The organism is Luteolibacter sp. SL250, assembly GCF_026625605.1.
GTDB lineage: Bacteria > Verrucomicrobiota > Verrucomicrobiia > Verrucomicrobiales > Akkermansiaceae > Luteolibacter.
Genome location: NZ_CP113054.1, coordinates 1669984 through 1684382, shown reverse-complemented (window position 1 = coordinate 1684382; position 14399 = coordinate 1669984). Strand labels below are relative to the sequence as shown.

Sequence of the window (14399 nt, the reverse complement as noted above, 5' to 3'; positions counted from 1 at the left end):
CGGCGACCGATGATCGCCGCCACCATACGAAGAAAGCCGGCCGGGAGAACCCGGCCGGCTTTTTGAATTTCAGACGGAGGAGGATTATTCCTCGCCCGGACGCCACTCTTCGGAAGCGGCTGCCGCAAGGTTGAACGCTTGCTCGAGGCCCACCATCTCGGAAGACGGACGGAGGCTTTCGAAGCTGGCGGACTCTTTCTTGAGCTGCTCTTCGGAGTAGTTGACGGCCTTGATGGAGAGGCCGATGCGGCGCTCCACCTTGTCCACCTTGATGACGCGGGCTTCGATGGTGTCGCCCACCTTGATGATGTCCTTGACCTTCTCCACGTGGTCCTCGCTGAGTTGCGAGATGTGGATGAGGCCGTCGATGTCGCCGTCGAGGCTGACGAACGCGCCGAAGGAAGCGATCTTGGCCACGGTGCCCTTGACCAGGTCGCCCACCTTGAAGCGGCTGTCGATGAGGCTCCATGGATCGTCTTCGGTCTGCTTGATGCCGAGGGAGACGCGCTGGTTGGCCTTGTCGATCGCAAGCACGATGGCTTCCACTTCGTCGCCCTTCTTGAGGACTTCGGACGGGTGGTTGATCTTGCGGGTCCAGGACATGTCGGACACGTGGATCATGCCGTCGATGCCTTCTTCCAGTTCCACGAACGCACCGTAGGCGGTGAGGTTGCGGACCGGTCCCTTGATGGTCGCGCCGACCGGGTAGCGGAGTTCGATCTCGTCCCATGGGTTCGAGTCGAGCTGGCGGACGCCGAGGGAGATCTTCTGCTCCTCGATGGAGATGCCGAGAACGACGGCTTCGATTTCCTGGCCAATCTCAAGCACGTCCGAAGGACGGGTGATGCGCTTGACCCAGCTGAGCTCGGACACGTGCACCAGACCTTCGACACCGCGCTCGATCTCGACGAACGCACCGTAAGGGAGGAGCTTGGTGACCTTGCCCTTGACCTGTTGGCCGATGGGGTACTTGCGCTCGATGTCTTCCCATGGGTTGTCGGACATTTGCTTGAGGCCGAGCGACACGCGCTCTTTCTCGCGGTCCACGTCGAGGATGATGACTTCGACGGACTGGCCGATGTGGAGGAGTTCGGAAGGATGGTTGATCCGGCCCCACGACATGTCGGTGATGTGGAGCAGTCCGTCCATGCCCTGGAGATCGACGAACGCACCGAAGTCGGTGATGTTCTTGATGGCGCCGACGACCTTGTCCCCGACCTTGACGGTCTGGAGGAAGCGCTGGCGGAGCTCGGAGCGCTCGGCTTCGATGACTTCGCGGCGGGAGAGAACGATGTTCTTCCGCTCGTCGTTGACCTTGACGATCTTGAATTCGTAGACGTTGCCGACGTATTCGTTGAGATCTTTCGGTGGGATGATGTCCACTTGGGAACCTGGAAGGAATGCTTCGACGCCGACATTGACGGTGAGGCCGCCTTTGACGACGGACTTGACCTTGCCGCGAACGAGGCCGCCGTCCTGGAACACCTTGACGATCTTTTCCCAGTTCTGCTTGTGGGCTGCCTTCTCCTTGGAGAGGACGACCATGCCTTCGTCGTTTTCGAGTTTCTCGAGAAGGACTTCGATTTCATCGCCGACTTCGATTTCCTCGTCCTCGAATTCGTTGGACGGGATCGCGCCTTCGGACTTGTAGCCGATGTCGACGAGGACGACCTGCGGGCGGATCTCCAGGATCGTGCCCTTGACGATCGATCCTTCGCGGAATTCGCGGAACTTGGAATCGATCAGGTCGCTGAGTTCTTGGTTTCTGGGTTCCGCTGGTGCGTAAGCCATTTTGTTTGTTTGGTTTATGGTTTGGTTGTGGGTTCGTTTTCCTTCCGACATTGTCCCGATCGGTAAAAGCGGACAGACACCGGGACTCCAACCGTCTGCCCGCCCGAAGAAAAGCGGACGGCGAAACTACGATTTCGGCCCGCTTTGACAAGCCGAAACCCGCATGAAATCAGGGTTTTTGCGATGGATGGGAATCCGGTTGAGCCGCGGGAAAATCCCGGTAACTTCCCGCACCATGGATCTGAAAGCTCTCACCCTCTCCGCCGTTGTCCTCTCCGCCGTTGTCCTCTCCACGCTGCCGCTCCACGCGGAAGTCGCTGGCAAACCCATCGCCAAGGGCTTCGAGCGCCCGGTGTGGGCGGGCGTGCCACAGGGTGTGGAGGGCAAGCTCTGGGTCATGGAGCAGGCCGGGCGCGTGTGGATCGTGGACATCGCCAGCGGGAAATGGAGCGACAAGCCGTTTCTGGACGTGCGGGAGCTGGTCAGCCGGAAAGGCAATGAGGAGGGCCTGCTGGGCCTCGCCTTCCCCAAGGATTTCCAGACCACCGGCCGCTACTACGTGAACTACACGGACAAGGAAAAGCAGACGAAGATCGTCCGCTACACCTCCGCGGACAAGCAGACGACCGACCCGGCGACGGCGGAGGAGATCCTGGTCTATCCCAGCGAGTTCGAGAACCACAACGGCGGCTGGATCGACTTCGGGCCGGACGGTTACCTCTACATTGGCAACGGTGACGGTGGCTCCGGCAACGACCCGAAACAACGGGCACAGGATCTGGGTTCCCTGCTCGGCAAGATGCTCCGGATCGATGTTTCCCCGGAGAAGGGCTACAAGGTGCCAGCGGACAACCCCTTCGTCGGGAATGCCAAGGCAAAGCCGGAGATCTGGGCCTATGGCCTTCGGAACCCGTGGCGGAACTCATTCGACCGTGAGACGGGTGACTTCTGGATCGCGGATGTGGGCCAGAACCAGTGGGAGGAGGTCAATTTCGTACCGAAGGGCAAGGGCAGTGGCGCTGACTTCGGCTGGAGGCTGCGCGAAGGACTGGTGGCCACCCCGACCGGCGGTGTGGGAGGCGAGGCCCCAAAGGCATACGAGCCGATCTACGTCTACAAGCACGGCATGGGTGAGAAGGAAGGCCTCTCCATCACCGGTGGTTACGTCTACCGCGGCTCCGCGGTGCCGGAGCTGAAGGGCCGCTATGTTTTCGCGGACTACCAGAACCCGCGGATCTGGTCCTTCGTGGAAAAGGACGGCAAGGCGACCGACTTCAAGGATCACACGAAGGCACTCCAACCCGAAGGCGGACGGATCAACCTCATCTCCTCCTTCGCGGAGGACAACAAGGGCGAGATCTTCCTGCTCGACCACAGCGGTGTGGTCTACCAGATCGTGGAGAAAAAGTAAGACAGGTGGAATTCACGCCGTGCTGGGCAGAGGCACTACGTCTTCCTCCGTGATGAGATACCTCAGGGCGCTGTGCTTCCCAACAAGCTGGGGGTCCGCGGAGAGCACTCCGTCCGCGAGTGCCCGTGCCTCCCTCAGCAAGGCGGTGTCCGCGAGGAAGTCGACGAACTTCAGGTCGGAAACGCCGCTCTGCATGGTGCCCAGGACATCCCCCGGGCCGCGCAGGCGGAGGTCCGCTTCCGCGATCTCGAATCCGTCCGCGGTCTGCTCCAGCACCTTGAGCTTTTCCATGGCTTCCGGTGACTTCCCGTCGGTGAGGAGGATGCAGTAGCCCTTGTGCCCTCCCCGGCCGATGCGGCCGCGGAGCTGGTGGATCTGCGCCAGGCCGAAGCGGTCGGCGTGGTGCAGGATCATGACGCTGGCATTCGGCACATCCACGCCAACCTCGATGACGGTGGTGGCCACCAGCACGGAGATTTCCCCGTCCCGGAAACGCCGCATGACCTCCTCCTTTTCCTCGGGCTTCAGCTTGCCGTGGACCATGCCAACCTCGTAACCGGAAAGCCGCTTTTTCCATTTCTCGAAAGCCTCGGTCGCGGACTCGATCTTGAGCGCTTCGCTCTCCTCCACCAGCGGATAGACGAGATAGACCTGCCGGCCTTCCTTGAGCTGTTCCTTCACGAACTTCGTCACGTCCGGCTGGGATGCCTTCACCCGCATGGCGGTGATGATCTTTGATCGCCCGGGTGGCTTCTCATCGAGCAACGAGACATCCAGATCACCGTAACTGGTCATGGTCAACGTGCGTGGGATGGGCGTTGCGGTCATGACCAGCACATCCGGCATGACACCCTGACGGATGAGCGCGGCACGCTGGGCGACGCCGAACTTGTGCTGTTCATCGATCACCACCAGGCCGAGATCCCGGAAAGCAACGGAATCAAAGAACAAGGCATGGGTGCCGATGATGATCTGCGGCTCCCCCTCGATGGGCAGGTGGGTGTCCTCCCCTCGGTTCCCGGTGCGCAGCGAAATGCGGATGCCCAGAGGGTCCAGCCAGCGGCGGAATGTGAGGTAGTGCTGCTCCGCAAGGATCTGGGTTGGGGCCATGAGGACGGCCTGGCAGCCGGAGTCAATGGCGAGCAGCATGGCAGCCATGGCGACGAAGGTTTTCCCGGAACCGACGTCCCCCTGGAGCAGGCGGTTCATCGGCAACGGGCTGCGCATGTCCGCGAGGATCTCCCGGATGGAGCGCTTCTGCGCGCCGGTCAGATCAAAGGGCAGGCTCTCGTAGAATCTGGTGAGGGAGCCGGTTTTCTTGCCCAGGATGCGCCCGCGTTTTTCCTGATACCGCGCACGCCGCCACACGACATTCAACTGGAGCGCGAAGAATTCTTCCAGGGCGAGACGCCTGCGCGCCGCCGCTGCCTGCTCCACCGACTCCGGGAAATGCACCTGCCGCAACGCCTCCACACGCGGGAACACGGGATCGATCTCGTGCGGGGGCGCCAGGCTCGCGGGATCGATCTGGAGCAGCAGCAGATGGATGATCTCCCGCAGCCGCCTCTGGGAAATCCCGGAGATGTTCCGGTAGATGGGCACGATGCGCTCGATGTGGATGGAGGCGGAGGAGTCATCATCCTTCACCACCTCGAACTCGGGATGGTCGATGATCAACCGTCCGTTCTGGTCCTTCACCTTTCCATAGACGATCACGTCATGGCCGGTGGCGATGACCTTCTGGATGAAGGGCATGTTGAACCAGCGGCAGGTGATCTTTCCGGAGCCGAACACGCCGCCGGTGCCGTCCAGCACCACGGCCTCATAGAACCTGCGTCCGGGGCCGAGGAAGCGCATGCCGGCATCGATCACGGTGCCACGCAGGCAGACGGGCTGCGCGGTGGACTGGGCGGGAAACCTGTCGAAGCGGCGGCGGTCCTCATAGCGCTTCGGGATGTGGTCCAGCAACTGTACGGCGGTGGCATACCCCGCAGCCGCCAGAGCGGCGGACTCCTTGCCCGGCAGCAGCGGCAGATTCACCAGTTCCTCACGCGCGGAAAACACGGCTGGAAGTGGATCAGTTGCCGCTCAACCCGGCAAGGCGCAGAAGGTAGGGATAACTGTAAATCCCCGTCGAGTGGCCGTCCGCCCAGAACACCTGCAAGGCATAGCCGCCCACGCCCTGGAACTTCACGAGATCGAACGCCTTCGGCCCATACTCCACCACCGGCTTCATCACACGACCCAGCGCGTCAGGCTCGCCCTGGCAAGAAGCACACGGGCATGCCCGCCGCATGAGCGGGAGCGCGATGTATGCCTCCGTGTCATCCGAAAAGGAAAGGGCGAGTTCGTTGCCGATGACGGCTGCCTGTTCGAGTACCAATGCCATGGCGGGATGATGACTCATCCCAGCTCGCCGTCCACCCGATAGGCACGCCCACCGAAAATCGCCGAGCCTACCCGCACATGGGTGGCTCCTTCCTCGATGGCCACCTCAAAGTCGCCGCTCATACCCATGCTCAGGGACGGCAGACGGACACCGGTTTTCCGCTCCATGGCATCGCGCAGTTCCCGCAGTTGGACGAACCACCTGCGGGACGCTTCGCCATCCGCACCGGGCGGCGGAATGGTCATCAGCCCCTGGATCTCCACCCGTTCCACGGCGAGGAGGTCATCGATTTCCCGCTCGAGTTCATCCGGCTCGAAACCACCCTTGGACGCCTCGCCGCCGACGTTCACCTGGAGGAACGCCTTCGGGAAAAGTCCGAGATCCGCGGCGACACCGCCGGTGTAGCGGGCGAGCTTCAGCGAGTCGATGGCGTGGATGGTGCCAAACAACGGCAGGATCTTCCTCACTTTGTTGGTCTGCACCCGGCCGATGAAATGCCAATCCAGATTCCCCGGCAGCATCCCGATCTTCGGAGCGGCTTCCTGCTGGCGGCTCTCTCCGAAAATCACCTGCCCGGCATCCGCCGCCTCCCTCACCGCTTCCGCCGGAAACGTCTTGGAGACGGCGACGAGTTCAACTGTCGAAGGAACACGGCCCGCTTTCAGGCAGGCCGCTTCCATACGCGCTTGAATCTCCCGGAGATTCCTCCCGATCCCTGACATGCGGATGCCTCAGTTTGCCTTTCTCAGCAGCCCGGCGGTCTTCGCGTTCTCCGTCATGTGGACAAGGTCACGCAGGACGTTGATGGATTCCCTCTTCACGGGGTCCATTCCGCTCGGCCACTTCGGAGTGTCATCCAGATCGGCATTTTCGTCCTTCGCCTTTCGCATGTACTCCGCGTTCTCAGCGGAGGGATCATATTCGCGCAGGCCCGGCTTGGCCACATCATCAAGGGTGAGCTTCATGAACTTCATCGAAGCCTTGTCTTGTTCCGCGATCTTCGAGAAGCGCTCCCGCCGCTCCGTGTTCCGTGCTTTCTGGGCCGCATCCTCACTATCCAGTTCTTTCTGCCGGGCTTCCTTGTTGAGGGATACCTTGTTGAGACGGATGCGTTCTTTCGCCTTCACCACATCGTCAATGATGTAACTGAAGTCCTTGTTCGCCTTCAATCGTTCCTGGCTCAGTTCCTTCAGGCGGGGCACGAAGAGTACCTGCGGGTCAGCGGCGTTGAAGTCCGCGGCAGGACGGATCCGGTCGTGCGCCAGTGGATTGTCGAGATACCGCTCACCGATCTCCAGCGCGTCACTGAGACTGGGGAACACCACCTGGGGAACCACTCCGTCCATCTGTGTGGAAGAACCGGAAGGGCGGTAGAATTTCTGGATCGTCATCTTGAGAGATCCGGCACGGTTCCTTGCCGCGAACAACGGCAGCATCCTGCCGATGTCCATCATCTGCTGCACGGTGCCTTTCCCGAAAGTGGAGGAGTCACCGACGATGACCGCGCGGTTGTAGTCCTGGAGGGCGCCGGCGAGAATCTCACTGGCGGAGGCGCTGCTCTTGTCCGTCATCACGACCATGGGGCCGTCATACATGGGCCGGCCGTTGTCGGCCTCCTTCACCTGCACCTGTCCGAGGGTGTTCTTCACCTGGACGACAGGACCGCGGTTGATGAAAAAGCCGGTCATGCGGCGGACCTCCTCAAGCGAGCCGCCGCCGTTGTTGCGGAGATCCAGCACCAGACCTTCGATCTTCTCATCGATCATCCGCTGCAGGATGCGCTCCACATCCACAGAGCAGCGGACATTCCCGTCATCGAAATCCGCATAGAAGGCAGGAAGAGTGATGACGCCGATGCGCTCCGCGGTACCATCGCTCTTCTTCATGTCGATGATCTCACCGCTCGCCTGGTCCGCCTTGAGGGCCACCTTGCCCCGCTTGATGACGACAACCTTGGTCTCACCGGGGGGTGCTCCCGCAGGTTCGATCTTAAGGGCGACGGAGGTGCTTTCCTGACCGCGGATCAGGTCGACGACCTTGTCGATCTTCATGAACATGATGTCCGTGAAATCCTCCGGACGCGGGCTGTTGAGGGTGTTCACCGCCACAACACGGTCGTTGAGTTTCAGGGTGCCCTCGCTGTCAGCAGGCCCCCCGACGACAATGCCCATGATCTTGGTGGCTCCATCCTCCTCCGCGGAAAGAAGGGCACCGATGCCGACCAGCTCGTTCTTCATGTCGTCCTTGAACTTGCTGATATCCCGCGCGCTCATGTAGTCCGTGTGGGGATCATAGGCCCTGGAAACCGAGCTGAAGAACATGCTGCTGATATCCTCGTCATCCACGTCCTTGACGCTGTTCAGAAACCGCTTGTAACGGAGGGAAATCTTTTCCTTGGGGTCGCGGTCCGTCTTGCTGGGGTCGGGTTTGCCCTTCTCCGCGGCCAGCTTGGTCATCAGTTCGCGGCGCAGCGTTTCACCCAGGACCGCCTCCTTGATCTGGAGCTTCCAGGTTTCCACCGCCTCCCGCTCATCCTTCGGCCACGGCGCGTCCTTGCGGCTGCGCATCACGGAATCCTGGCCGGTGAAATCAAAGGCTTCCTCCTTGAGGAGTTTCTCGGTGAGTGCGACCCGGGCTTCGACCCGTTTCTCAAAAACACGGTAAATTTCGGTGGCTGCCTCCACGCTCTTGCCCTGCAGCAACAGTTCGTGCAGCCGCTCGCCATACTTCGCATGGAAGGCGTCGATGTCGACTTTCGTGAAATAAAGGCGCCCGGAATCCAAATCCCCGATGTAGTCGTCGAGAAAAAGCTGACTCAGCTTCGCGTCGTACTGGATGCGCGCGAAATGACTGTTCTGCAGCATGATCGCCATCTGCTTGCCGACCTCATTGAAATCCGCCTGCTGGGCGCAAGCGGTGCAGGACGTTGCCACAAATACCGCTGAAAGTGCTGCTTTTCGAAACCGGGAGAGAATCATGGTGAAAACAAGGTGGGTGTTTCGGAAATTTCAAGAAATTGCCATCACTCAGGCAGATGTCGATGGATAAAATCCTAAAACTAGCGCGGTTGTTTCAGCCGTTTGTCTAGCCATCTGCGGAAAAACTCCTCCCTCGCCAACTCGTTCGCTTTGACCGGATCCTCCTCATCGAATCCGCCCGCGTGACGCGCCCTTTCCCCCACTTTCAACGCCTTGCGGACAACCTCACCGTTCTCCAGCAACTGGAGTGTGATCGTGGTCCCGGGACGGGTTCCCTTCACCTGCTCACGGAATTCCATGGCCATCCCTCCATTTTTCCACATCCGCTCCCCCAATCCGACAATGAGGGTGCCTTCGGTGATGCCTGCCTGACCGGCGGCGGAATCCTCGACCACCCTGGTTACCCGGATGGCCTTCACCAGTCCGCCATTCCCCGGCAATTTCACCTCCACCTCCTGCATGCTGATTCCAAGAAAACCGTCCGCATGGTATTCACGCTCCAGCACGATGGCTTTCAGGGCTTCCAGACAACGGGAACGGATCTCCGGATCCTCTTCGTCGCGCACCCGTCCCAACAAGACATCGGTGGACTTCACGGGTGCCTTCTCCGCCCATTGCCGCAGGAGCTTCTGGGCCTCCTCCCGCTCGACGAACTTATCCGCCGAAAGCCCCTCCAAAATGGAAGGCGGGATTCCAGCCTCCTGGCCGGATCCCGCCGTGATCAAACAACCTGCGATGATGCTTTTTGAAATCCCCCGAAGCGAACGTTCGTGCTGCTGGTGACCAAACATCGCCATCGCAGGGAAGAAAATCAGATCATTGCCCGAGGATGGTTTTCTGAGGCACCTCGATCGTGTCCGAGGGAGACAAAGGGATGTTCATGAACTGGGTCTGGGTGACATCGTAGCGGCGTCCTTGTCCGTTCCTGAACAGAACCACCCGCTTCAAGGAACCGAACTCCGTCGCACCGCCAGCCGCCTGGATCGCTTGGTAAAGGGTCAGCTCACGTGAATATTCCACGGGCCCCGGACGACGGACCTGACCACCCACCGTGACACTCTGCTTGTCCACACCCGCACCCTCCATGTTCGCAAAGACCTGGATGGTTGGGTTCCGGTAGATTCCCTCCGATTTGTAGCGGGACTGGATCACGTTCGCCAAGCTGCCCGGGTTCATTCCAACCGCACGGATCGGAGAAAGGTGGGGCATGTTGATCAAACCGGAGTCGGTCACCATGTACTGGCCGTTGATCTTCTGCTGCTCTTCGATGGGAACTCCCTGGATCGTGATCTGAAGCGCTTTCCCGACCTTGATTTCGCTCTGGGCGAGGGCAGGTGTGATCAGGGCCATCGCCGTCATAACGACGGCCAATACTTTTCTGAAATTCATGACGATGGGAATGGGGTATCGGGTTAGTAGAGCTCGGAATCATTCTCCCGCCCGCCGGTCTTCTGCTGGCGTGGTGCCGCAGCGGCGTTCACCGGAGGTCCTACCTGCCCTTCGGCAGGAGCATAGTAGGTGTAGTAGCTTGTATAATACTGATACTGGCTGTCGCTGCGGACATCCACGTTGTTCAGCACCACACCGATCACGTGCCCGCCAACATTCTCGACGGCCTGCTTCACGCGGATCAGCATGTTGCGCGGGAGCTTGCGGTGCTGCACCACGATCATGGTGAGGTCCACTTCACTCGCCAGAACCGACGCATCGCTGACACCGAGGATGGGTGGGCTGTCCACCAGCACCAGGTCGAAGCGTTGCTTCACATCCTGGATCAGTTCCGACATGCGGCGGGAATTGAGGATACCGGCCGCATCCGAAGGCAGAATACCGGATGGCATGAAGTAGAGGTTGTCCACCGGTGTCTGGAGAATCACATCTTCCAGAGCCAGCTCCGTCGTCAGATAGTTGGTGAGACCAACGGCATTGTTGATGTCGAAGAACGTATGGAGACGCGGACGGCGGAGGTCGCCGTCGATCATGAGCGTGGTGTATCCACCCTGGGCGCAGATATAGGCAAGATTGACCAGCGTGGTCGATTTACCCTCACCCGCACCACCGGAAACCACGGTGATCGCATTGTCCTCCGGATTCTTGCGGTTGAATTCGATGTTGGTACGGAGAATCCGGTAGGCTTCCGCATCCGGGCTCATCCCGCTCTGCTTGTGCAGGACACCCACATCCTTGGGAATCACCGCGAGAACCGGAACCTGCAGATAACGCTCCACATCCTCCAGGCTCTTCACGGAGGTATCGAGATACTCGAGGAAGAACGCGATGCCGACACCGAAGATCAGCCCGACCACGGCACCGAGCACGAGGTTCAAGGTCACGTTCGGACTGACGGGGGCTTGTGCGATCACCGGCTCTTCATGGACGGCGATGGATTCATCCCCCATCTTCGTCGAAACCTTTTCCGTCAGGAACTTGAGCTTCATCGTCTGCAGGAGATCGAGATCCGTCTCGAACTCGCGTTTCGCGTCCACATAGTCCTGGGTGTCAATTCCCTTCCGGACTGCTTCACCCTTCTTCTCGATTTTCAGGTTCTCGACCTGCCCGAGCTGCGCGGTCGCCATTTCCAGGCGGGCACGGAGCACATCCCGCAGGTTCACCACGCCGGCATCCAGGTCTTTCTTCATGTTCGCCACACGCCCACCCAGCTCAAGCACAGTCGGGTGACGGTCACCCAAACCCTGGGTTTTCGCCGCTTCAAGTTCACGCCGCATCTCAAGATACTGCGGGTAAAGGGTCTTGACGATGTTTTCAGGCAGATCGAGACCGGAAGCATAGACCATCAACTGCTCGCTGTCGTACTTCAGAAGGCTCTTGATCTGGCTCTCCAACTCGATCTTCTGCTGCTCGAGCTTTGCGTAGGCATCGGCCGCACTTCTCGCGGAATCATCCTCATCGACACCGGAGTTTCCGAAGATTGATTCGGAGCCACGGTAGATGATCTCCTTTTCGCGGACGATGTTCGAAAGAGCCTTGCGCCGCTCCTCCACCTTGTCTTCCTGCTCCCTGACCGCCTTGGACAGCTCTCCCAGAGCCATTTCGGATTCCTTCTCTTCAAGGCCATGCCGATATTGGCGATAGGCTTCAGAAACTTCCGTCGCCACATCGCGCGCATCCTCTTTGTTGACATGGCGGACCTTGATCGAAATCAAATCCGTTCCCCGGATGTTCTGGGTGGTGATGATCCGATATTTGAGCTCGGCGATGATCGCATCCCGGTCCTTGCCCCATTTCCTCACAAGATCCAGATTATCAACAACTTTTGCAATACTCTTGCTACTTTTGATTTTCTCGAACTCGGTTTCGAAGAAACGCGGGGTCATCCTGCCCATACCACTCGCTTCAGCTCCCCGCTCTCCGAAAGGAGACAGAATCTGACCGCGTGGTTTCACTTCGATAACCGCCGAGCTTTCGAACTTCTTGGGCATCACATAGGTGATGACCGCCGCCGTCATGAACACCAGGAGAAGCGTCAGAAGGATGACACCGTATCGGTTCTTGATGACCTGCCAGTAATCTACGGCATGAAGCGCTGCTTCACTCTGTTGGGCTGAGGGAGATTGCATACGTTGGGAAAACGGGGGTCGTTAAAAAGGATTGCCTGCAAACAAGAACTCCCGCAATGGCAAACATTGCGGGAGTTCGGAATAAGTCAAATATTCAGGATAATCGACTCAAGGATAGATCAGAATTCCGCGCGCACACCGACACTGAAGCGGTTGCGGTTGTAATCACCTTGGGCGAAGTCGGAATCGAAGTCAGTGAAGTTGTAGGTGGCCGTTCCGGTCAGGTAGTCGGTGAACTTCACCGAGAGACCGATGTAAGCGTTGATCACCCGGTCTTCGAGACCGCTTGCGGTAGGAGCAGGTCCTGGAGCACTCACCAGATTTCCACTGTCATAGTCGGAAGCGATGTAATCCACGCCGCTGAACACAGTGAACATCGGGGAGATCGCATACTCGGCGGAAATACCGATCCGCAGGGTCTGGCGCTCGCTGAAGTCATAGATGGCAGCTCCCAGAACCTGGGTGGTGTCATACGATTCGACCGAATAGCGCGCAAAGCCACGCACCGTGAACTGTTCGTTCACACGGGTGGACGTGGCCACTTCCAGGAATGGGTTCGTACTGGTGTCACCACCGTCCACATCACGGAACTGAGCACCAGCTTTGGCGATGATGATCGAGTTCGGGCTGAAACGGTGCTCAAGTCCGACCAGCAGGTAGTGGTCGTCGGAATCTTCCGCGAGACCATCGCCATCCGTCTGGGTGTAGCGATAGTCGAGGGTTGCCACAGTCTGCGGCGAGAGTTGGTAACGGAACTGGTTGTAGAGCGACCAGGAGAAACGATCACTGTTCGGCACATCGTCGTAGTCGAGGCCGGACAGAACGAATCCGGAGTAGGTGGCGAAGCGCTCGGACCAGCGGTAGCCGACGGAGTTGTCGGTTTGCCAGTAGAAGTATTCGCTCAACTGGCGGCTGGTTGCAAAGCCGTAGGAGTAATCCGGCTCAAGTTCGTAGGAAAGGAAGTTACGGCTGGAAACCCGGAGACGATCGTTGAAACGATGGGTCATATTGGCGCCGATACGGGCCTGACCATAGACATCATCGACATTGCTTGGAGCGTCCAAATAGTAGATCAAGCCGAGGCGGGCATAAACGTCCCAACTGGTCTGAGGAGTGATGCTGACAACGGAGAGACCGACATACGGATTGAGACTGAACGCGTCCTCCTTGGCACCGGCACCCGGGGTGACGTTGTTGTCATACACCGCATCAAGTCCGATCATCCACTTGAGAGGAAGGGAGTTCTCAGGCTCAGCACCGACGTAGTAGAGACCGCTGCCGGCACTGGCATACCCAGCCATCAGAAGAGAGGCCAGACCGAGGGAAAGTTGCTTTTTCATGTTGGGGAAGTTTTTTCGGGGAAACTAAGACTAATTCGAGCAGTTATCACTCAAGGATCAACAGGGGTGACAGGATCGACAGGAGGAATTACCTCAGGAGGAGGGGTGCTTCCACCGGTTCCAGCACCAGGTCCGCCTGCGCCACCAGGACCACCGGCACCACCACTACCCACACCACCAGGCCCACCAGCACCCACTGGAGCATCACCCGGGCGAGGACCAACCGCACCACCGCCGTCACCAGCACCAGCATTGCCAGAACCAGCAGCGGTGCTACCGGAGCCAGCACCGGAACCGTCCGCACCGGCAGGGAAGTCGAGAGGATTGTTGCCATCGGACACCATGGCGGAAGCCTGCCCGGCCGAGCCGGCCTTGCCGAGCTTCGCGATGACCGCATTGACCTTTGCTTTGGCATCCGGAGCCACGGCAATGGCGCATTGAGCGGAAAGGGTTGCCTGCTCGGGAGCCGCGGTTGCAGCTGCCTCAACAATCGCAGCCACAAGCGTCGGATCCGCCTGGGAGCCTTCGATCGCAGCCTTCACCACTTCGCACGCGCAGCCGGAATTTTCGCCAACCTGCTTGGAGACGATTTCAAGTGTCTTCTCACGATCAGCAGCCACGGCATGCTTCACGGAAACCGAGAGCTTGACACAATCGACAGCCGCGGAAGCGGACATGGAGCCAAGAGCGAGGCTCATGACGGCGAAGTAGATGGTCTTCTTCATTTGTTTAGGTGTTATCCGATTTTGAGAGTTTTATGGAGCGGGCAGCGGGAATCGAACCCGCATGTCTAACTTGGAAGGATAGCGCTTTACCACTAAGCTATGCCCGCGATTTCGTTGAAGATAAGACGCGATCCCCCACATCGGGGCAAGCCTTTTTTTCACTTTTGTCGGATTTCTTTCAGCGTTG

The 14399-nt window shown here is 59.3% G+C and carries 12 protein-coding genes and 1 tRNA gene; 2 read left to right on the top strand and 11 right to left on the bottom strand.

Translation table 11 applies throughout. From position 1 onward, the window contains the following. Positions 1-84 precede the first annotated feature (84 nt). Positions 85-1842, bottom strand: coding sequence for a 30S ribosomal protein S1 (gene rpsA, locus OVA24_RS07415; RefSeq protein ID WP_267674562.1), 1758 nt, complete (start codon positions 1840-1842; stop codon positions 85-87). A 184-nt stretch (positions 1843-2026) separates the two neighbouring features. On the opposite strand from rpsA, the gene OVA24_RS07410 reads away from it, so the two are divergent. Next, positions 2027-3202, top strand: a complete 1176-nt coding sequence (locus tag OVA24_RS07410; protein ID WP_267674561.1) for a PQQ-dependent sugar dehydrogenase — start codon at positions 2027-2029, stop codon at positions 3200-3202. Between the two features lie 12 nt (positions 3203-3214). Here OVA24_RS07410 and recG read toward each other — a convergent pair whose 3' ends face one another. The 7 genes from recG to OVA24_RS07375 all read right to left on the bottom strand — a co-directional run bounded on the left by recG (position 3215) and on the right by OVA24_RS07375 (position 11619). Next, the gene (gene recG / locus OVA24_RS07405) at positions 3215-5266 is read right to left on the bottom strand and encodes an ATP-dependent DNA helicase RecG (protein ID WP_267674560.1); all 2052 of its coding nucleotides are present in this window, start codon (positions 5264-5266) and stop codon (positions 3215-3217) included. A gap of 13 nt (positions 5267-5279) precedes the next feature. Further along, positions 5280-5591 carry a gamma-butyrobetaine hydroxylase-like domain-containing protein gene (locus tag OVA24_RS07400; protein ID WP_267674559.1) on the bottom strand — a complete coding sequence of 104 codons (312 nt, stop codon included), beginning with the start codon at positions 5589-5591 and terminating at the stop codon, positions 5280-5282. A 14-nt stretch (positions 5592-5605) separates the two neighbouring features. Then, positions 5606-6313, bottom strand: a complete 708-nt coding sequence (locus tag OVA24_RS07395; protein ID WP_267674558.1) for a YggS family pyridoxal phosphate-dependent enzyme — start codon at positions 6311-6313, stop codon at positions 5606-5608. Between the two features lie 9 nt (positions 6314-6322). After that, entirely contained in the window at positions 6323-8524 is a 2202-nt protein-coding gene (locus OVA24_RS07390; RefSeq protein ID WP_267674557.1) for a carboxy terminal-processing peptidase, read from the bottom strand. 125 nt (positions 8525-8649) lie between these two features. Beyond that, entirely contained in the window at positions 8650-9246 is a 597-nt protein-coding gene (locus OVA24_RS07385) for a serine protease family protein (RefSeq protein WP_267674556.1), read from the bottom strand. Positions 9247-9385: 139 nt separating this feature from the next. Beyond that, complete coding sequence (locus OVA24_RS07380; RefSeq protein WP_267674555.1) at positions 9386-9958, bottom strand: polysaccharide biosynthesis/export family protein; 573 nt, start codon at positions 9956-9958, stop codon at positions 9386-9388. Positions 9959-9981: 23 nt separating this feature from the next. Beyond that, entirely contained in the window at positions 9982-11619 is a 1638-nt protein-coding gene (locus OVA24_RS07375) for a polysaccharide biosynthesis tyrosine autokinase (protein WP_267674554.1), read from the bottom strand. A 24-nt stretch (positions 11620-11643) separates the two neighbouring features. Here OVA24_RS07375 and OVA24_RS07370 point away from each other — a divergent pair, with 24 nt between their 5' ends. Continuing rightward, positions 11644-12135, top strand: a complete 492-nt coding sequence (locus OVA24_RS07370; RefSeq protein ID WP_267674553.1) for a hypothetical protein — start codon at positions 11644-11646, stop codon at positions 12133-12135. Positions 12136-12266: 131 nt separating this feature from the next. Here the strand turns inward: OVA24_RS07370 and OVA24_RS07365 are convergent, their stop codons facing one another. From OVA24_RS07365 to OVA24_RS07355, 3 genes are all read right to left on the bottom strand, one after another. Further along, the gene (locus OVA24_RS07365) at positions 12267-13487 is read right to left on the bottom strand and encodes a porin family protein (RefSeq protein WP_267674552.1); all 1221 of its coding nucleotides are present in this window, start codon (positions 13485-13487) and stop codon (positions 12267-12269) included. Between the two features lie 88 nt (positions 13488-13575). Further along, complete coding sequence (locus tag OVA24_RS07360) at positions 13576-13821, bottom strand: hypothetical protein (RefSeq protein WP_267674551.1); 246 nt, start codon at positions 13819-13821, stop codon at positions 13576-13578. A gap of 424 nt (positions 13822-14245) precedes the next feature. Further along, positions 14246-14319 (bottom strand) — tRNA-Gly (locus OVA24_RS07355). Positions 14320-14399 lie beyond the last annotated feature (80 nt).